Raw genomic sequence first — 19,022 nt, 5'->3', positions numbered from 1 at the left:
GTTACACCATGGAAACTGATTTAAAATGCATCCATTAACAGCTTGCGGGCGCATGTTAACCCAGTAGTTATTATTTATCCAGCAATGTGCCCCTTATAGGCACCGCCTGCGATGAGAAGTTCCTTGAGTGGATGAAGATATGGCTCGTAATTTCTCCAACGTTCCTTTGAATGCTTATATATCGGCTGCCGGACTTGCCATTTACTGGCGGTTCTTATATTCCCCTTGCGCGCATAAAAGGCCAGACAACGGCTATCCCATTCCAAGCCGAAGAAATGGATCATTCTTTTACTTTCAACCTCTGTATTGTCCACCACATCCTCATATTGAATGTCTAGTATTTGTCCGGGCATGACGGCATGCCAGTGGCGCATGATTTTTTCATAGAATAAATATTGCCGGCCCATTGCCAATAAATCGTAGGCGTAGGAGTGCTCATTCACGTCATAAGTCTGGAAGTAGTTTGATAGGCAGACATCCAGCGGATTTCGCAGGCAATTGACGATTCTGACATTGGGAAAAAGCATCTTAATCAGACCAAGATATAAATAATTCCCCGGCATTTTGTCAACGACGTACTTGGCAACAAGAGAATGTTTGCCCAACAACTCCAGATAATGATTTGTAATCTTACGCATGTGTTCGTTGCTTAACAGACAACAAGCTTTCGGATACTTTTCTTGGCAGCCTGTAATCACGTCTAATTTATTTGCGATATTATGAAAGTATTCCAACTCACCTGCTCCATGAATATCGGGATGGCTGGACAGAATCTGCTCGACCAGTGTTGTTCCTGATCGCAGCATACCTATCACGAATAGCGGGCGCGTGCTTGGATTCCCCTGAGAGGACTGAAGAAACCCCCGCGTAAAGACTGATTGAATGGCGTGGAAATACCCGTCATTTTCCTCTTGCGTGGGCGGTGGCGGCAGGCTTTTTAAGCGAATACGGTTGGCTTCGCTATAGTGGCTGAATGCCTGTGCATATTCGTTCAGATCATCGTGAATTTTGCCGGAAGCGAAATGCAAAGCACTGCGAATTTTGTCCGTCTGCCCGGGCTGGGCGAGAAGTTGGTCGATTTTTTTTGCCAGCCATTGATCTGCAGATGTTATTTTCTTGATTAAGACCAGATCGAAACAAGCGTCCACGCTGTTGCCATCTCGTTCCAAAGCCGCGAGATATTCCTGTTCCGCCGCATGGATATCACCGCAATCCCGCAATATCTTGGCCAAACTGATCCGGGCCTTGACGTTGGTGGGATCGACAGCCAGCAATTCCCTGAGTTTTGCAATGGCCTCGTCAGTCCTGCCAGTCCTATACAGCATTCGGATAAGGTTGATGTTTAGCGTGGCATCCTTGCGATCATGGGTCACAGCCAGTCTCAGGGCCTCAACGGCCGCCTCATGCCTGCCTTGTTTCTCGTAGATGTAGGCGAGGCGGTTATGCACCTCGGACCTCTGTGGCATCAGCCGTGCCGCGGTGACGAGGCACTGTTCCGCGCGGCCGAATTGTTCCAAACTCACATACGCCAAGCCAAGATTAAAAATTGCCTCAAAATAATCCGGACGCAGGGCGATAGCCCGTTCAAATGATTCAATGGTGAGTTCGGTCTTTTGTTGTTGCGACAATACGGTCGCGAGATTGTAATGTGCGGTCGCCATGTCGGGCATGGCAGACACCACTCTGCGATAGCATGATTCCGCCTCGACCAATCTGCCGGCGGAGAAATAAAGCCTGCCGAGGTCGTTGATGTAACCGATGAAAGTCGGCCTTAATGCAATGGCCTTTTTGAGTGTTTGGATCGCCTCAGGAATCCGGCCACGCTGGTATTCCAAGCCCGCCAACGCATGCCATCGCTCGGCGTCTCCCGGGGTTTCACGTAAATAATCACGGTAACATTTAGCCGCGTTTGCTAAATCGCCACACCGACGATACTCCTCGGCCTGCTGCAAGGATTTTAAACTCATGGGCAATTGTCGTAATTATGTACTGCTGACGCTATCGGGTACTACGTGGAATAATGCCAATTATTTTCATCATAAGAGTTGATTGAAATCAAAGAACCAGCCATTTTGGCTATCTCAAATCTTCAGCCAGAAAATTCCGCAACGGCTCAAGCTGCCTGGCATAGTGCCGCCAGCGCCTGGCAGAAGTTTTGTAAATGGGTTGCCGTACCTGCCAGATGCTCGCGGTTTTGACTTCACGCGTCGTTTCGTAGAAACGGAGACATCGATCGTCCCAGGGTAATCCACAGTATTCAATCAATCGCCGGCTGGTGCTTTCCGGTTCAGCTATAAGATCCTCGTAATTCAGGTCCAGAAAGCGATCCGGCATGACGGTACGCCAGTGTCGCATCAATCGCGCATACAATTGGTAAAAATGACCTATATCGAGAAGGTCCCACGAGTACGCATGACCTTCTTTAAAGGACTGGAAATAAATGGACAGACAAACATCCATCGGGTCGCGCACGCAATGAACGATTTTCGAATCAGGGAATAGCCCCGCGATGAAGCCGAGGAACATGAAATTGCCCGGTGTCTTGTTGACTATCCGAAGGGCTGCAGCCGAATGCCGTTTGAGCAGTGCCAGATAGTTGCCGGCTATTCTGGTCGCTGCTTCAGGCGTCATTGTGGAAATGCAGTTCAAGCTGGACTGGTTGGAACGCAGCAGTTGTGGCAGCCGGTTGTAAATGCTGGCGAAATAGAGCAGCTCTCCCGCGCCATGCGCCTGTGGATGCGAAGCGATGATCTGCTCCGTTAAAGTGGTGCCAGAGCGCGGCATACCCACCACGAACACCGGCAAATCTGAGTTCGATCCCATTGATGCCAATTTTCCAACGAATTCGCCCGTAAAAAGTTGGATGATGCTGTCGATGGAGTTTTCTGCCGTCTGACGATCATAATAAGTCGTTCTTTTAACTGTATTGTTTGCAGTTTCGAAGTGAGCAAATGCAATGTCGTAATTGCCCACGTCATCGTGCATTTTCCCAAGTGCAAAATGCAATGAAGATCGCTGCAAATCAGAGATATTCGCTTCGTTCAGATGTTGTTCGAGAAAGCCAAGGAGGATGTCATCTGTTTTTGTGTAGCGTCGGACCTGCGCCTTGCCAAAGATGGCGCCTGTATCGAGCGGATTGATTTTGAGTGCCAGGTCAAACCAGTATTCGGCGCGCGATACGTTGCCAATGCGATGGCTCAGCGTGCCCAGGGTTACCGGAATGGCGGCAATGCCTGGATGGCGCATACGTACTGCTTCCAGCAATTGAATCGCCCCATCGATTTTATCGTCATCAGCCAGCAGGTTGGCGAGGTCGATAATGGCGTCAACGTTATCAGGTTCGATTTCCAAACCCTTGCGAAAATGTTCGATGGCGGATTTGGAGAAGGCCAGTTCGCGCAGGGTTCGTGCCAGACTGATATGACCGGCGGCGAAATAAGGTTCCAAATGCACCGCCATTTTGAACGCTGGTAATGCAGCTTCATGGTCGCCCAATTCCGCCAGGGCTACGCCCAGATTGTAATGCGCCGCCGCCCAATCCGGCTTACGATTAATAATTTCGCGCAATAGCTGTATGCATTCAGGAAGTCGCCCTTGCTGTGAGCTGATCAGTGCAAGATTATAAGCAGCCGGCAGATAATCCGGGTTGATTCTTAACAACTCGCGGCATGCCTGCTCGGCCTCTGGAAGGCGTTTGTCGGCCAGATACAACCCGGCCAGATCATTGAGATAATCATTGTCTGCTGGTCGCAACGTAACGGCTTTTTTAAGTGCCTTTATCGCGTCTGCGATCTGGCCGCGCTGGAACTCAACGCCGCCAAGCGCATGCCAGATTTCCGCATCCGTGGGTACCGCACGCAGGTATTCATGATAATGCCTCACTGCCCCAGCGAGATCTCCAGACTCCTGACACTTTGTCGCACGGGCAAGCGCAGGAATGGCTTTGGGATATGATTCCATGAAAGGAAATGATAACAGGAACAAAAAAAAAGGCGCATCCGAAGATGCGCCTTTTAGAACTACCAGAACTTCTTTTAAGACTTACCAGGTCAGGAAGGCGCCGACGCTGAAGCTGTCGTACCCGCCCTTGGTATGTGTCTTGATACCGCCGGTTCCGGTCAGGTCCAGAGTGTTCTCCTGATCGACATTGTTGTATTCGGCGATTAGTTTCAGCCAAGAGGTCATGTCGTGATACACGCCGATAGACCACATGCTGTTTTCAACATCGGCAAATGGAACACCAGTACCGACGGTCGGATTACTGCCATTCTGGTTGGCCTCGCCGTAGCTGAAGCCGACCTTGGTTTTGCCGCCGAAGGTGTAGGTGCCCTGGACATACCACTCGTTTTGATCCGAGGTTTTGCAGTTGGCGCCCGTTCCAACGCCTCCATTCACTCCAACAGCCCCTGCGGTATCGCAATTAAAGGAACTGCCGAGGATTGATGCGCCGGTACCAAAGCCGGGGAACTTGAACAACAGACCGGTACCGTCATCCTGCTGGTAATAACCTGTCAGACCGAAGTTATTCCAGTTTAGGTTTGCGCCGCCACCCACGCCGGTAAGATCCTCACTGAACGTTGCGCCGGCATTGTTGGGGATTTTCTGCACTGACTGCCACATGCCATCGACCCACAGCAGGACGTCACCACCCGTGAAGGTGGTCGCATAGGTCAATTCACCTTCGAACCGCGGCGTGTCGGTCTCCTGAGTCGATGCGCCACCAGCCAAGCCTCCCGGCTCAGTCGGGTCATAGGCGCCCACTTCCAACTTGAAGCCGTTGACGGCCGGCGATGCCCAGGCAAAACGAGCCTCGAAATCCGGATACAGGTAACCGATGCCGATGCGGCCGGCGGTCACTGTGCCGAAGTCCGGGTTGTTGGTGTTGTTGCCGACACCGAACAGGGTCATGTCATGCAGAATCGCCTGGCGGCCATAAATGGACAGCGTACGGCCGAAGCTGACTTCACCGAAGCTGCCATCGACTGCGGCCAGCACTTCACGAGTGTCGATCGTAGCGCCAGTCAGGCCGGTGAGGCCGGAGGTGTCGGAATTGATGCCGTTGCTGGACTTGTTACGCTGAATGGTCGGGGCGAAGCTGAAACGGGCCTTACCGGTCAATCCGTTCACCGTCGGGCTCTTCACGTTGAAGCTGAAGAAGGCCGGCAGGAACCCGGAATGGACACGTGAGGAAGTTTCACCCTTTGCGGTGAGATGCGAACCTAAACTTACGCCGCAAGCCGTCCCAACACCAGCAGCATTTGTACACTGGGTCGTGGTGTTGTCCTGATCCATGTAGGTATAGAAGGCGTTGACGTTGCCGTCAAAGCTGACTTCCCAGCCGTTGTCACCACCCACCACGACGACCGCATTGGCTGCGGAAGCCATGGTCGCGGCGGCGATGGCGGCTGCGAGTTTGGTCTTGGCAAATTTCATTGTGTTTCCTCCTAACGGAAGTGATTAATTTCTAACCTCTAAAAACTTAAGCTTAAGTTGTCTCATCCGCTTAAGATCCCCCAAGCGCATGTGACAGTACGAATCCTCCGATTCGCGGTGCTTAGATTAATACATTCATAAGCGACATTGCAACTATTTTTGAATCACTACCACCACATAACTACATTATGGCCAGTATAAATTGTTGCATATACGCAACATATAAAGAGCTTATTGTTTCGTGATATTGAGGCGGGCTACATCCGCAATGTCCTGCGGTCGACCTACCGCCCGTTTGTTGATGATCAAATCGCTGCGATGAATGACCGGCAGGCGCAGTCCATCCAGTGTAATTTCGATACGATTATTCCAAGCCGCTCCAAATTCCACGGCGTCAATCGAAGTCAATATATCAATCCGGCGTGGGGCAATGCCAACTTGGAACACCAGTTTCTCGGTCTGAAGGTCATTCTCGGTCAAACCGGACAGCGGCGCGCCGAATTTAAGCAACGCCCGCCAAACCCGCCTGGCATTATCCGGCGATCTGCGAATCCACAGATCAATGTCCCCGGTAGCACGGGGGATGCCGTGCGCGGCTAGCGCGTAGGCCCCAACAATGAGGTATTCAACGCCCTCCGCGTTGAATATGGACAATATGTCGCGGAAATCCGGATTCAATGACAGGCTCCCCTTTGAAGGCCCATGCCTCGATCGCCAACGGCCACATCATTTGCAGCCGCTCTTCGGCGGTGGTCGAGGCCATCAACACAGAATCCGGGTTGTCCTGAAGCGGCAGGACGCGCATCTGACGATCTGGCGGTCTCATCCAATCATTATATCAATTTATGGCCCATGGCCGGCGCCGCTATCTGACGCTGCAATCGCCGTAAATCGGGAAAATATCTCGGCACTTTATTTCAACGACGCCATTCAAAGGTGGTATGGGAATTTATCCTTAATGCTCGGGTACGGACTTTTTCTGCCTGGCGCCCTCCAGTACAGTTGGCTTTGGAGTCCGCGCTCATGAAGGAGGTTGTTGCATGAAAGGAATGAGACTGTTTATTGCGCTGTGGGCGCTCCTGCCCGTTGCCATCATGGTAGTTGACGGACAGACTGACGCTTCAGCCACGTCCAAGGGCGTGGTCACGGTGATGTATTACGGCGCCAAGGGCGATTCGGCCTGGAAGGGCGCCACGCAGGGTTTGAAGGAGGCCAATCAGCAGGGCGAGTTTCTGGGCCAGTCTTTCAAGCTGGAGAGGGCGGCGGATGTCCAGGCGCTCAAGAAGGCGCATCCGGTGGCGGTTATCGCCGCGACCGATGCAAGCGGCCTGCACCAATTGGCTGATGCACTGCCCGGCGTGGCGGTCCTCAATGTTGCCTTGGATGACGATGACTTGCGGGCGCAGTGCAGCGCCAATTTGCTGCATGTATTGCCGAGCCAGGCGATGAAACGCGATGCCGAGGCGCAATGGCGGCGGAAAAATCCGGACTCCAGAGCCGTGGCGCAGGCCTGGCACCATACGGCGGAGAAATATTCGGCAACCCAGCTCAATGATCGTTTCGAGAAGACCTACCACAAGGCGATGGACGATACGGCCTGGGCGGGGTGGGCGGCGATGAAGATGCTGGGAGATACCGTCATCCGGGTGCAGAGCGCCGATCCGGCGGCGGTGCTGGATTACTTGAAAACCCAACTCAAATTCGATGGCCAAAAAGGCATCGAGATGAATTTTCGTCCCAATGGCCAGTTGCGCCAGCCACTGATGCTGGTGGAGGGCGACAAACTGATGGGCGAGGCGCCGGTCAAGGGCGTGGCCAGGGGCGTGGAGGATTTGGACAGTCTGGGCAATGTCGAGTGCAAGAAATAACTTCATTGAAATTTTGAGAGGAGCGCGAATGAAAAAGCAGGTGATGCGTTGCGTGATGACGATAATACTGGCGTGGCCGCTGTTCGCCGCGGCAGCGGAGCCGGCGGGCCAGGTATGGGTCAGCAATGAAAATGGCAATTCCATATCCGTAATCAACGCCGCCACCAATCAGGTGGAGAACACCATCGCCGTGGGCAAGCGGCCGCGTGGCATCGGCAAGTCCCCGGACGGCAAGTGGGTTTACGTGGCGCTGGGGGATGAAGGCAAAATCGCGGTGATCGATGCCCAAAAGATGAAGGTCGTCCGTAAATTCAGTTCCGGCCCCGATCCGGAGGCGTTTGCCGTCCATCCCAACGGGACGATGTACATCTCCATGGAGAATGACGGCAAGGCCGCCGTCTATGACCCCAAGACCGGCAAACGCAAGGCGCTGGTGCCGGTGGGCCTCGAACCGGAAGGTGTCGCGGTCTCGCCCGACGGCACCCGCGTGATCGTGACCAGCGAGTCCACCAACATGCTGCACGTCATTGCCGTGCCGGAGCATAAAATTATCGCCAACATCCTGGTGGGCGCCCGGCCGCGTTCGGTCACATTTTCAGCGGATGGCAAATACGCCTATGCCTCCACTGAAGTGGGGGGCGAGATCAAGCGCGTGGATATGAGCACGCTCAAGGTGGACCGGACCGGCAATACCGGTGAGAAGGAGGCCAAGCCCAAGGACGTGCTGTTGAGTCGTGATCAAAAACTGCTGTACGTGGCCGGCGGCCGCGCCAACAAGGTCTTCGTGCTCGATGCGGACACGTTGCAAGTCAAGGGGGAAATCCCGGTCGGACCGCGGGTATGGGGACTGGCGCTGAATCGCGATGGCAGCCGGTTGTACACCACCAATGGCGCCAATAACACCGTGTCCGTGATCGACACCGCCAAGGGCGAAGTCATTACCAATGTCGAGGTAGGCAAGGGCCCTTGGGGCGTCATCGTCCTCAACTGACGCTTTTGGCTCCTTGTTAAAGAGGGTTGAGAAATAACTTTAGCTTATAAAATAAATATATCATTTATTAGTGGGTTATAAGCTAATCTTAATGCCAACCCACCCACCGCGTGGCGCACCAGGACTCAGAAAACGCGGGTTGGTGAAACTGGGGAAAACCGGGGTCGGATCACCCAGAATGCCGAAGTTTTCGTAATCGGTGTCGAACAGATTCTCGATGTCCGCGAAGACGGTCAGGTGTTTGTTGAATTCATACTGACCGCGGAGATTGACGATCGCGTAACCATCGATGGGACTCAACAGGTTGGCCTCGTCGCCACGCAGAAACTGATTGGAGTTGTATATCAAGTCCGCGCCCAGCGTGAGTTGCGGTGTGAATGAGTAATCGCCCCCCAGCTTGAGCGAATGTTCAGGTATTCCGGGAATCCGATCACCGCGCTTGACCTGAATTTCGGCGGCGACGCCATCGCCATTCAAGTCCTGTGCCTTGGGGTTGAATGGGCTGCTGGCGATGAACGGTGTTTCAAAGGTCGCTTCGACAAAGCTGTAATTGGCAAACCAACGCAGTTGCCGGTATTTGCCGCTCAGATTGAGTTCCATGCCCTGACGTTGCGTGTCGCCGACATTGGAGAAGAACCCCTGGCTCGCATTGGCCCCCCCGGTGGTCTGGAAGATGATATCGTTGCCGTTGGTGGTGCTGAATGCGTCGACGTTCCAATCCACGGCATTCATTAATTTACCGCGCAGACCGCCTTCGAAACTTTTGGCAACCACTTGTTTCAGCGGCGGGTCGGAAAGGAAGCTGTTGGGCAGCAGGCAGGGCGCGGTGGAATCCGCGCATTCCAATTCCACCTGCGTGGGCGCACGCGAGGACTCGCTGTAGCCGCCGTACACGTTTAGCGCCGGCAGGGCCTGCCATGTCAGTCCTGCAGCCGGATTGAAACGTGTGAAATCGTGCTGTCCGTTGATTTGAGGGTCGGTGCCCAACGCGTCGGCCAATACGATGTGGGTGTTGTTGTAACGGCCGGAGACGGTCAGATTGAGTTTGTCGGTGAGCGACAGCGTGTCGGTGAAATAGCCCGAGACGGTGCGGCTGCGGCCGCTCAAGCCCGAAGCCTGAATGGGAAAGAAGATGTTGGCGTCCGTGGTGGTGAAAAGCGTGGGCAACAGTTGCGCGGCCTGCGACTTTGAATTGAAATCAACCAACCCCTGGTTCCAGGCGGCGCCGGCGATGAATTGATTGCCGCGCTGGAACAGCGATTGCAAAAAAGTGAATTGCAGCGCGCCGCCGTAGCTTTGCTGTTGTGTTTTTGTAATGACGTTGCTGGCATTAAAGGTGTCGGGTACCGGGGCGCCATTCTGGTCGAGCACGGGATTGCCATCGTCGTCCACCAGGAAGCCGGCGCCGTCCGACGTAAACGGCGCGACATTGCTATTGAAACCATTGGTGTCGACCGAACGGTAATAGACGTTGCCGGACACTTCCGTTTTTTCGTTGAACCAGTGCGCCCCTTCCAGATTCACCATTGCCAGGGTGTTCCCGGTGTTGTCCGTGGCGGTGAAGAAGGCTCTGCGATCCTGCGCCAGTTGTTGCACGGGAATGGGTTGCAAACCGGTGAGCGAGGTGTCGCCACTGTAAACGTGCAAATCCAGCGTGTTCCCGGAAGTATGCCAGCCCACGCTGCCATAGACATTGACTGCATTGGAGGGCGAGGCCTTGCGCCAGCCGTCCTCGTCGAAATAGCGCACATTCAGGAAATAACCCAGCGTGCCATTGTTGCCGCCGGCCTCGAATGAATTGGTGACGCGGCCGAACGAACCACCGGAAACTTCATTGCTGATCCCCGGATCGGTGAACCCGTTCTTGGTCTGTATGGACAACGCGCCGCCCAGCGTGTTCTGGCCAAACAGGGGATTGGCGCCGCCGATCAAATTGATGCTGGAAATGATCGAATCCGGTATGAGATCCCAATTGACGATGTCGCCGAAGACCTCATTGACGCGAACGCCGTCCACGTACACCGCCAGTCCCTGTGGCGTGCCCAACAGCGGCGAGGAGGTGAATCCACGGAATTGCACGTCAGGTTGCAAAGGGTTGCCCGTGACTTCGTTGATGTTGACGCTGCCAAGGTTGGTGTTGAGATAGCGCGCCAGGTCCATGCTCTGCGCTCTTTCCAAGTCCGTGCTGGTCGCGGACTGGACGTTGACCGGTATTTGCTCTTTCGGCAGGCCCACGCCATGGGTGGGCGTGACGCCAATGACCTCGACTTCCTGCAGGGTTTCCGGCGCGGGTTCTTCCGCGGCCGCCTGTACGCCCATCCCCAGCAGCGATGTCGTGAGGCACGCCACAGGCAAAACAGCAGACCTTCGCTTCATAAAGCGCTCCCCCAGGAAATTGATGACAGCTTATTTAAGGAACCAACGGCAGTAATTGTGCAGTAATATCAAACGCGATTCAGTAAGTTGTTTCCCGTCATATACAGGGAAATTTTCCCGATCAGGCCTTCACCAGGCCATGGCGTATGGCGAGACGGGTGAGTTCCGCATTGGTGTCGACATTGAGCTTGTTCCTGATCTGCGTGCTGTAATTGGCCACCGTTTTGTAGCTCAGCGAAAGACGCCTGGAGATGTCCTGCGCGCTCAGGCCCTCGGCAAGGAGGCAGAAGATCTCGAATTCGCGCGTGGACAGGTGGGCGAACGGGGTGTCGCGGCCGCGGACCTTCTGAAAGGCCATGCGCTGCGCGATTTCTCCATCCATGTAGATGTCTCCCGCGGCGATGCGCCGCACCGCCTCCACAAGGACGTGCGGCGCGCTGCTCTTGGTGATGTAACCACACGCGCCGGCCTGCAGCGCCTGCTCCACGAAGGCGATATCCTCGTGCATGCTGAACACCAGGATGCGGGCGTGGGGATCGCGGGCCAGGATGCGGCGCATGGCATCCAGACCGCCGATACCGGGCAGCGACAGATCCATGATGACCACGTCCGGATGCACATCGGTGAAAATCTTTATCGCCGAGTTGCCGTTTTCCGCCTCGGCCACGACCTCGATGCAGTCGGTGTTTTTCAACAGCGCGGAGTAACCGGCGCGAACCACGGCGTGATCGTCCACCAGCAGCACCCGGATTTTTTTATTGTTGCCGTCGTCAGGATCGATCATTCAATGTTATCCCGTCATGGGGATCCGTATTCGCACACGAACGCCGCCTTCCGGCGCATTGTGCAATTCGAATGTTCCGCCAAGTGCCTCCGCGCGCTCCCGCATGCCGCGCAAGCCCAGCCCTCCCGTCACTGCTTCGGGCATGCCGATGCCGTTGTCCTTGATTTGCAGCTCCAGACCGTCGCCTTCTCGGACAGGACAGGAATTCAGCGTGACGGCGACTTCGCCCGCGCGCGCATGTTTGGCCACATTCGTCAACGCCTCCTGCACGATGCGGTACAGGTTGATTTTGACATCCTCTTTGAGCGCGGGAAGTTCACCAGACACATCAAGCCGGCAGAAGGCGTCACCGTGATGCTCATTCCAGTCATCCACCAGATTTTGCAGCGCCGGCAGCAGACCCAATTCATCGAGTATCACCGGCCGCAGCCGGCTCATCAACCCCCGTACGGTGTCATAGATGCGTTGTGAGACCTCGGTGATGGTGCGGGCGCTGTCGTTCGCCCGTCGAGTATTGTCACCCGCCTGTAGTATGGATACGGCGAGCGCCTTGATGGCGCTGATGGATTGTCCCAGTTCATCGTGCAGTTCCTGAGCCAGGTAACGCCGCTCCTGTTCCTGGATGGCCAGCGACTTCTGCGTGAGCAGGCGGTTTTGCTCGCGGCTGCGCTCGAGTCCTCCGGCCATGAGATTGAACTTGCGCGCGATCACGTCCAGTTCCGGCAGGCCGGTGTCGGGCAGGCGGGCGCGGAAATCGCCGCGCTCGACGTCGCCGATCGCGCGCAGGATGCCGTCGATGGGCTTGAGCGCGCGTCCAAGAAAAATGTATACCAGGCCGTTCGAGAGCAGGCAGAGGATAAACAGCAGACCGAAGAGGGTGCGCGCCGCCCGCCAGACCTCGCGGATTTCATCCGCCGGATCGGCGGAAATGATGATCCGTGTTACATCACCGCCGGAACGTATGACCGTGCGCTCCAGTTGCAGCGGTGGCGGTGCGACCAGACGCACGAACCAGTCCGGCGCCCCGAACTCGTGATGGGTTTGTGCCTGTGGCAGCCCCACGTCCATGGCGCCATTCGGGGACACAAAGTCAATGTGCAGATGCCGCGTTTTCTCGAACTGACCGAGATGAACGAGGATTTGTTGCAGCGGATCGATGCTTGGTGGAATGTTGGTGAAGGCCACTTCCAGCAACCGCATGGTGAGCTGGGCGGTGGATTGTGTCTCCTCGGCGACCGAACTGCGGGCATTCTGGATGATGAGGGCCGTTCCAGTGAACAGCATGATCACGAAACTTAGCGTGATAAGCAGATTCAAACGAAAACGCAGGCTCACAGATTCATTTCCCCGGTGACTTGAACATGAGGTTGTCTACGCATACCATGCCACGCTTTTTGAATTTTCGATATGGTGCTGCGTCTTGCACGCAAAGCGGAATGAATAACAAATATCGGGAATATTTCCCGGGATAAACCATGAAGAAATCCCATCAAGGTCTGGTGCTGGCAGCGGCGCTGCTGTCTTCAACCACGCTCGGCGCCGTGGATGGCGAAGCCGCGCTTGATGCCGCCGTGCAGCAGAACAAGGAAGCCGCCCAGGTCCAGCAGCACATCGACTCGCTCGCCGGCCAGGCCGATGCCGCGCTGAATGAGTACCGCCAGATCCTGGCGAGGACCGACGACCTGCATGCTTACAACGATCAAATCGAACGCCTGGGCAGGGAGCAGCAGCACGAATTGGAATCACTGACGCGACAGGCCGCGAGCGCGCAGGTCATCCAGCAGCAAATCGTGCCGTTGCTGAAGAAGATGGTCGATACGCTGGACAGCTTCGTCAAACTCGACACGCCATTCTTGAAATCCGAACGCGAGGCACGGCTGCAAAGCCTGCAGGCACTGCTCGACCGGCCGGATGTCAGCCTGCCGGAAAAATACCGCCGGGTGATGGAGGCCTATCAGGTCGAGGCCGAATACGGGCGCACCATCGAGGCCTACACCAGTGCGCTGGATCAAGATCTGAAAGAGGACGAAAAAGATCGCACGGTGAATTTTCTGCGCGTCGGCCGCGTGGCGTTGTTTTATGTCACGCTCGACGGCAGCGAGGCGGGTTACTGGGACCCTATCAGCAAAAAGTTGCAGCCATTGCCCGGTGAATACCGTGATTCCATCGCGCAGGGCCTGCGCATCGCGCGCAAGGAAATCACGCCGGATCTGATCAAAATCCCGCTGCCGCCTCCGGAGGGCGCGCCATGAGCCGCGCGATCCCGCTGCTGCTGGCATTGCTGCCGTTGCTGGCACAGGCACAGACGCCACCGGCGCCGCGCAGTCTGGACGAGCTGCTGCAAATGGTGCTGCAACAGCATAACGCGCAGCGGCAGGAGGATGCCGAGCGCGAGCAGAGTTTCCTGAAACAGCGCGATCAGCAGCAGGCCCTGTTGGAACAGGCCAAGGCCGCGCTTGCCGCCGAGGAAGCGCGGGGCACTGCGCTCAAGGCGGCTTACGACAAGAACGAACAGGCCATTGCCCAGCAGCGCGAGGCACTCAAGACCGCCATGGGCGAACTGGGGGAATTACAGGGCGTGGTGCGGCAGGTGGCGGGAGACATCAAATCGCTGCTCGACGGCTCGCTCGTATCCGCGCAATTTCCGGGACGCGACGAACTGCCGGCCAAGCTGGCTCGATCGGAGGAATTGCCCACCATCGAGGAAATCGAAAAACTCTGGCAACTGCTGTTGCAGGAAATCGTTGAGTCCGGCAAGGTCGTGCGCTTCAAGGCCAAGGTCATCGGCGTCAACGGCAAGGAGGAGGAACGCACGGTGACGCGGATTGGCGTGTTCAATGCGACCGAGGACGGCCACTTCCTCCGCTATGCCAACGACATTCAGCGCCTGGTCGCGCCCGTCGAACAGCCGGAGTCGATCTATCAGCACATGGCCCGCAATCTGGAGCAGAGCAAGGAGGGGCTGACGGCGGTTGCCTTCGATCCCACGCGCGGCGCCATGCTGGCACTTCTGGCGCAGGCCCCCAGTTTCTGGCAGCGCATCCAGCAGGGCCGCGCGATAGGTATGTTCACCATCGGGCTTGGCCTGCTCGCGCTGGTGATCGCGGCGCAGCGTTTTGTGGTGCTGTCCCGGATACAGCGGGGCATCGATCGTCAGTTGAAAAATCCCCGACCCAATCCGGACAATCCGCTGGGCCGCGTGATGAAGGTGTATTTCGATCATCAGAAGCTGGACGTGGAGGCGCTGGGCCTGCAACTGGAGGAGGCCATCCTGCGTGAACTCCCGGCCCTGCAGCGCGGGCTGGGGGCGCTCGTGATCATCGCCGAGGCGTCGCCGCTGCTGGGGTTGCTCGGCACGGTGAGTGGCATGATCTCGACCTTTCAGGCGCTGAGCCTGTTCGGCGCCGGCGACGCCAAGGTCGTGGCCGGCGGCATTTCCGAGGCACTGGTCACCACGGTCATCGGCATGAGCGTCGCCATACCCTGTCTTTTGATACACAGTGTGCTGCGGGGACGCAGCGAACAACTCATCCAGGTGCTTGACGAGCAGAGCGCGGGCATCGTCGCCCGTGTGGCGGAGCAGGGCCGGGGCTGACCGTGAACATGCTGTTGACTTATTACGAACAATTCCTGCGCTTCATGGATCGCGGCGGGCCGGTGGTGTGGGCCATTCTCATCGCTTCGACGCTGATGTGGACCTTGATCATCGAGCGTTACTACTTCTTGCATCGGATTTATCCATGGCATTTACGGGCCATGATCAGGACGTGGCGCGCGCGCGCGGATCATCGTTCCTGGCACGCCCATCGCATCCGCGAGCAGATGCTCTCGGAATTGACTGTGCTGCTGCGGCGTCATTTGGTCCTCATCCGCAGCCTGACCACGGTGCTGCCGCTCCTGGGCCTGCTCGGCACCGTGACCGGCATGGTGACCAGTTTCGAAGTGTTGCGGGTCTTCGGCACCGGCAATGCCCGCGGCCTCACCGCCGGCATCTCGCAGGCGCTTTTCACCACTTTGGCGGGACTGCTGACCGCCCTCTCGGGGCTTTATTTCAGCCTGCATTTGCAACGGCGCAGCCGTACTGCGGCGCACGAAGCAGAGCAATCCCTGCCCACAGTCTGAGGAAATGACCGTGAGGCGCAGACATCTACAGCATCAGGACACGATGGCCCGCATCAACGTGACGCCGATGGTGGACGTCATGGTGTTTCTGCTGATCTTCTTTGTGGCCACCGCCTCCTTCGTCAAGGAGTCCGGCATAGAGATCAACCGCCCCAACGCCCAGACGGTGACGCGCAAGGACAAGGACAACATCATCATCGCCATCAGCAAGACCGGCGAAATCTGGATGGAGAAGCGGCGGCTGGACATCCGCATGGTGAGGCCGCAGATCGAGCGCCTGCACGCCGAGAATCCGGAAGGGGCGGTGATTATCCTCGCTGATCGCGACGCCAGCACGGGCTCGACCGTGCAGGTGCTGGATCAAGTGCGGCTGGCGGGCGTGGTCAACGTATCCATCGCCGCAACCAAGCCGGAGACGACGCGTTGAATTTCGTCGGCGCACGCTATCCCTTGAGCGTACTGCTGGCGATTGCCGTCAACGCGTTGCTGTTTCTGTTCGTCATCCACATGGTTGGCGGTGGCCGCCCGGCGCACAAGCTGCAGGACGACATCAGCCAGATCGAATTCATCCGGCTGGAGCGCGCGCCGGAACCATTGTCCGTAACGCGGCCGCAGAAACTGCCCGACCGTCCACCGCCCAAAGAGCCTCCACCGCCGCCGCAAAGCGCTGCGCAAAAGCTGGCGCCGCCGACCGCGCCGGCGTTGCAAGTCCCGCAGCCCGCCTTGAGCGACATTCCGCTGCAGATCACAGGCGTGCCGCAGATCGGCGCAGCCGGAGTACCGGCGGTGCCCGTTGAGCAGCCGGCCGCCGCAATAGCGCCGGCGACGGGCGCGCCGGAGATCGACGTCACCGCCGTGCCCACCTACCGTTCGCCGCCCTTGTATCCGCCGCGCGCCCAGCGCGCCGGCATCGAGGGCAGCGTCACCGTCGAATTCACCATTACCACCGACGGTGGCGTCAAGGATCCACGCGTGGTGACCGCCGACCCGCCGGAGGTTTTCAATGAAGCGGTGCTGAATGCCATATTGAAATGGAAGTTCAATCCGAAGGTGGTGGACGGCAGGCCGGTCGAACGCCGCGCCCGCCAGGTCGTCAAATTCACGCTGCGCGGGCGTTAGCGATGCGTTGGGCAGTTTTTTTGTTGCTTTGGGGTGTCGCCGCGCTGGCCGCGGAGGACAAGCCGGCGCTGTCGCAGAATACCCATGACGTGCTCATTGAGGCGCAAGGCCTGATCAAGGAGAAGAAGTCCGCCGCCGCCATCGACAAGATCAAGGCGCTGCTGCCTTCGATTCAGGACAAGTCCTATGACGCCGCGGTGAGCTATCAGGTGCTGGGCTACGCCTACAGCGCGGCGGAGGATTACTCCGGCGCCGCGCAGGCCTTCAGGGAGGCCTTGCAGCGCAATGCGTTGCCGGCGGCCGCGACCCATGACCTTGATTACAATCTGGCGCAAATCCTGATCCACGATGGCAAGTATCGCGACGGACTCAATTACCTGGAGACGTGGCTCAAGACGGAGCCCGCGCCGCCGCAGAATGCCCACGCGCTGGCGGCGGTTGGGTACTACCATGCCGGCGATTGCAAATCGGCGATCCCGCACGCCGAATCGCTGGCCAAGGATACGGGAAACGCCGGCGAACAATGGCTTCAACTGCTGGCGGCCTGCCATATCCAGCTCAAGGACTACACCGCCGCGGCGCGTGTGCTGGAACAGCTGGCCCGCCTCTTCCCCGACAAAAACGATTACTGGCTGCAACTGGCGGCGGCGTACCAGCAGGCCGGGCAGGACGGCAAGGCGGTGGTAACGTTGGAACTGCTGCACGCGCGCGGCGGACTCGATGAGGCGGGCATCGAAAATCTCGCGCGGCTGTACCTGGCGCAGCAACTGCCACAGCGTGCCGCCACGCTGCTGGAGCAGGCAATGAATGCAGGTCATTTGACGCAGAATGCCGAACGACTGAATCTGCTGGCGGACAGCTGGCTGCTGGCGCAGGAAAAGGCCAAGGCGGCGGAGGCGCTGCAAAAACTGATCGCGATCAATGCCGATGCAGAAGCCTGTTTCCGTCTGGGGCAGATTTATTTCGATCTGGAACAGTGGCCGAAGGCCGCGGAGATGTTCCGGGAGGCGACGCGCCTGCCCGGCTTGAAAGAATCAGGGACGGCTTACCTACAGTGGGGTATCGCCGCCGTGCATATCCGGGATCAGGCTGCGGCCGAGCACGCCTTGAGTCAGGCGCTAAAGGACAAAAGCAGCCGCGAGCAGGCGCAGTGGTGGCTGGACAAGCTGCGCACCGCGGGCAATGACGAAGACAAACACGCCCCGATGTGACGGGCTTCACGGATTGGCGTCTTCAATAGCACCGGTCGTATTCTGCCTGCGTATCTAAGGCATCCAGTCATCTCTGAAAGTGAAACGGAGGGGGAATATGCGCCGGTGGTTGATGTTTGTGGTTTTGGCCCTGCTGCCGTCAATATTATTGGCGGCGCCCGCGGCGGTGGTCGAAGGATTGCAGATGCCGGCCTGGCTGGAGCGTGATGGTGCGCGCTCAGCTCTGCGACCCGGCATGGAGTTGAAGGGCAGCGATCAGCTGCACACCGGCGCCGGCGCGCGCGTTCTGCTGTCGCTCGAGGAAGGCAGCCACGTCAAGCTGGGCGAAAACGCCGATCTGCAGTTGGGCACGTTGCAACCGCCTGCGGATGCGCAGGGCATATACAAGGGCGTGCTGGAGGTTTTGAAGGGCGCGTTCCGCTTTACCACCTCCGCACTGGGCAAGCACCGCCAGCGCGACATTACCGCCCGCATCGCCACGATCACCATCGGCATACGCGGCACGGACGTCTGGGGCAAGGCCCAGCCGGATCGGGACTTCGCCGTGCTGCTCGAAGGTAAAATCACCATCCAGCGCGAGGGCGAGCCGGAGCAGACCATGTCCGCTCCGATGAGCCTGTTCATGGCGCCCAGGGGGCAGCCGGCGTTGCCGATCGGTCCGGTCAATCCGGATGACCTGAAGCGATGGGCGCAAGAGACCGAGTTGCAGAAAGGTCAGGGCATCTTGCTCGCCGGCGGTCATTACGCGTTGCGCGTGGCGCAATATCGATATGCGGCCTCGGCAGAGGCCATCGTCAGGCAATTGACGGAAGCCGGTTACACCTCGGCCGCGCAGCCACGCCGTCGCGGCGGCGCAGACTGGCGCGAAGTCGTGATGCCGGGCTTCGCCACACGGCCCGATGCGGAGCACGTGGCCGGCCAGTTGAAGGAAGCCTTCCATTTCACCCATATCGAAATCATCGAGAATACCCCGCAGTAAATCGAAATCCCCCCGCCGGACGCTTCGCCCCTGCCGGCCCCCTTTATCGAGGGGGCGGCGCAAAAGCGCGGGGGATTTTTCCGTTTATAATCACGCAACGGCCCGCTCACGCGGGCCTTTGCGGATTGAATGGGGGGAA

The 19,022-nt window shown here is 57.6% G+C and carries 16 protein-coding genes; 9 read left to right on the top strand and 7 right to left on the bottom strand.

All coding sequences use genetic code 11. From position 1 onward, the window contains the following. Window positions 1–74: 74 nt before the first annotated feature. The 4 genes from VMH34_07370 to VMH34_07355 all read right to left on the bottom strand — a co-directional run bounded on the left by VMH34_07370 (window position 75) and on the right by VMH34_07355 (window position 6,111). Window positions 75–1,967: a sulfotransferase gene (locus VMH34_07370; GenBank protein ID HTT08594.1), complete on the bottom strand. Its 1,893-nt coding sequence runs from the start codon at window positions 1,965–1,967 to the stop codon at window positions 75–77. Between the two features lie 109 nt (window positions 1,968–2,076). Next, window positions 2,077–3,960 carry a sulfotransferase gene (locus tag VMH34_07365; GenBank protein ID HTT08593.1) on the bottom strand — a complete coding sequence of 628 codons (1,884 nt, stop codon included), beginning with the start codon at window positions 3,958–3,960 and terminating at the stop codon, window positions 2,077–2,079. A gap of 81 nt (window positions 3,961–4,041) precedes the next feature. Next, a complete protein-coding gene (locus tag VMH34_07360; protein ID HTT08592.1) occupies window positions 4,042–5,433 on the bottom strand; it encodes a porin in 1,392 nt (463 codons plus the stop codon). A gap of 231 nt (window positions 5,434–5,664) precedes the next feature. Next, the gene (locus tag VMH34_07355) at window positions 5,665–6,111 is read right to left on the bottom strand and encodes a DUF6036 family nucleotidyltransferase (GenBank protein HTT08591.1); all 447 of its coding nucleotides are present in this window, start codon (window positions 6,109–6,111) and stop codon (window positions 5,665–5,667) included. A gap of 362 nt (window positions 6,112–6,473) precedes the next feature. Between VMH34_07355 and VMH34_07350 the strand changes: the two genes are divergently transcribed. After that, entirely contained in the window at window positions 6,474–7,301 is an 828-nt protein-coding gene (locus tag VMH34_07350; GenBank protein ID HTT08590.1) for an ABC transporter substrate-binding protein, read from the top strand. 28 nt (window positions 7,302–7,329) lie between these two features. After that, a complete protein-coding gene (locus VMH34_07345) occupies window positions 7,330–8,292 on the top strand; it encodes a PQQ-dependent catabolism-associated beta-propeller protein (GenBank protein HTT08589.1) in 963 nt (320 codons plus the stop codon). A 75-nt stretch (window positions 8,293–8,367) separates the two neighbouring features. Here VMH34_07345 and VMH34_07340 read toward each other — a convergent pair whose 3' ends face one another. From VMH34_07340 to VMH34_07330, 3 genes are all read right to left on the bottom strand, one after another. Further along, complete coding sequence (locus VMH34_07340) at window positions 8,368–10,668, bottom strand: TonB-dependent receptor (GenBank protein HTT08588.1); 2,301 nt, start codon at window positions 10,666–10,668, stop codon at window positions 8,368–8,370. A 121-nt stretch (window positions 10,669–10,789) separates the two neighbouring features. Next, window positions 10,790–11,452, bottom strand: a complete 663-nt coding sequence (locus VMH34_07335) for a response regulator transcription factor (protein HTT08587.1) — start codon at window positions 11,450–11,452, stop codon at window positions 10,790–10,792. Window positions 11,453–11,458: 6 nt separating this feature from the next. Continuing rightward, window positions 11,459–12,787 (bottom strand): ATP-binding protein, encoded by a 1,329-nt coding sequence (locus VMH34_07330; protein ID HTT08586.1) that lies wholly within the window; start codon window positions 12,785–12,787, stop codon window positions 11,459–11,461. Between the two features lie 140 nt (window positions 12,788–12,927). Between VMH34_07330 and VMH34_07325 the strand changes: the two genes are divergently transcribed. The 7 genes from VMH34_07325 to VMH34_07295 all read left to right on the top strand — a co-directional run bounded on the left by VMH34_07325 (window position 12,928) and on the right by VMH34_07295 (window position 18,883). Beyond that, complete coding sequence (locus VMH34_07325; GenBank protein ID HTT08585.1) at window positions 12,928–13,704, top strand: DUF3450 domain-containing protein; 777 nt, start codon at window positions 12,928–12,930, stop codon at window positions 13,702–13,704. After that, on the top strand, window positions 13,701–15,047 hold the full coding sequence (locus VMH34_07320) for a MotA/TolQ/ExbB proton channel family protein (protein ID HTT08584.1): 1,347 nt from the start codon (window positions 13,701–13,703) through the stop codon (window positions 15,045–15,047). Before VMH34_07325 ends, VMH34_07320 begins: the two co-directional genes overlap by 4 nt. An 8-nt stretch (window positions 15,048–15,055) precedes the next feature. After that, window positions 15,056–15,574, top strand: coding sequence for a MotA/TolQ/ExbB proton channel family protein (locus VMH34_07315; GenBank protein ID HTT08583.1), 519 nt, complete (start codon window positions 15,056–15,058; stop codon window positions 15,572–15,574). A 43-nt stretch (window positions 15,575–15,617) separates the two neighbouring features. Next, complete coding sequence (locus tag VMH34_07310) at window positions 15,618–16,001, top strand: biopolymer transporter ExbD (protein HTT08582.1); 384 nt, start codon at window positions 15,618–15,620, stop codon at window positions 15,999–16,001. Continuing rightward, window positions 15,998–16,693 (top strand): TonB family protein, encoded by a 696-nt coding sequence (locus VMH34_07305; GenBank protein HTT08581.1) that lies wholly within the window; start codon window positions 15,998–16,000, stop codon window positions 16,691–16,693. Before VMH34_07310 ends, VMH34_07305 begins: the two co-directional genes overlap by 4 nt. A 2-nt stretch (window positions 16,694–16,695) precedes the next feature. Beyond that, window positions 16,696–17,904 carry a tetratricopeptide repeat protein gene (locus tag VMH34_07300; protein ID HTT08580.1) on the top strand — a complete coding sequence of 403 codons (1,209 nt, stop codon included), beginning with the start codon at window positions 16,696–16,698 and terminating at the stop codon, window positions 17,902–17,904. Between the two features lie 97 nt (window positions 17,905–18,001). Further along, a complete protein-coding gene (locus VMH34_07295) occupies window positions 18,002–18,883 on the top strand; it encodes an SPOR domain-containing protein (protein HTT08579.1) in 882 nt (293 codons plus the stop codon). The last annotated feature ends 139 nt before the right edge of the window (window positions 18,884–19,022 follow it).

This window comes from Gammaproteobacteria bacterium, assembly GCA_035501935.1.
Lineage (GTDB): Bacteria > Pseudomonadota > Gammaproteobacteria > JAJPIJ01 > JAJPIJ01 > JAJPIJ01.
The sequence above is the reverse complement of the archived record's forward strand: the minus strand, read 5'-3'. Positions and strand labels throughout refer to the sequence as shown.

Excerpts from the sequence above, each read along its gene's own strand:
- VMH34_07370 (HTT08594.1), bottom strand. The coding sequence starts at position 1,967 with ATGAGTTTAAAATCCTTGCAGCAGGCCGAGGAGTATCGTCGGTGTGGC.
- VMH34_07365 (HTT08593.1), bottom strand. The coding sequence starts at position 3,960 with ATGGAATCATATCCCAAAGCCATTCCTGCGCTTGCCCGTGCGACAAAG.
- VMH34_07360 (HTT08592.1), bottom strand. The coding sequence starts at position 5,433 with ATGAAATTTGCCAAGACCAAACTCGCAGCCGCCATCGCCGCCGCGACC.
- VMH34_07350 (HTT08590.1), top strand. The coding sequence starts at position 6,474 with ATGAAAGGAATGAGACTGTTTATTGCGCTGTGGGCGCTCCTGCCCGTT.
- VMH34_07345 (HTT08589.1), top strand. The coding sequence starts at position 7,330 with ATGAAAAAGCAGGTGATGCGTTGCGTGATGACGATAATACTGGCGTGG.
- VMH34_07340 (HTT08588.1), bottom strand. The coding sequence starts at position 10,668 with ATGAAGCGAAGGTCTGCTGTTTTGCCTGTGGCGTGCCTCACGACATCG.
- VMH34_07335 (HTT08587.1), bottom strand. The coding sequence starts at position 11,452 with ATGATCGATCCTGACGACGGCAACAATAAAAAAATCCGGGTGCTGCTG.
- VMH34_07325 (HTT08585.1), top strand. The coding sequence starts at position 12,928 with ATGAAGAAATCCCATCAAGGTCTGGTGCTGGCAGCGGCGCTGCTGTCT.
- VMH34_07320 (HTT08584.1), top strand. The coding sequence starts at position 13,701 with ATGAGCCGCGCGATCCCGCTGCTGCTGGCATTGCTGCCGTTGCTGGCA.
- VMH34_07315 (HTT08583.1), top strand. The coding sequence starts at position 15,056 with ATGCTGTTGACTTATTACGAACAATTCCTGCGCTTCATGGATCGCGGC.
- VMH34_07310 (HTT08582.1), top strand. The coding sequence starts at position 15,618 with ATGGCCCGCATCAACGTGACGCCGATGGTGGACGTCATGGTGTTTCTG.
- VMH34_07300 (HTT08580.1), top strand. The coding sequence starts at position 16,696 with ATGCGTTGGGCAGTTTTTTTGTTGCTTTGGGGTGTCGCCGCGCTGGCC.
- VMH34_07295 (HTT08579.1), top strand. The coding sequence starts at position 18,002 with ATGCGCCGGTGGTTGATGTTTGTGGTTTTGGCCCTGCTGCCGTCAATA.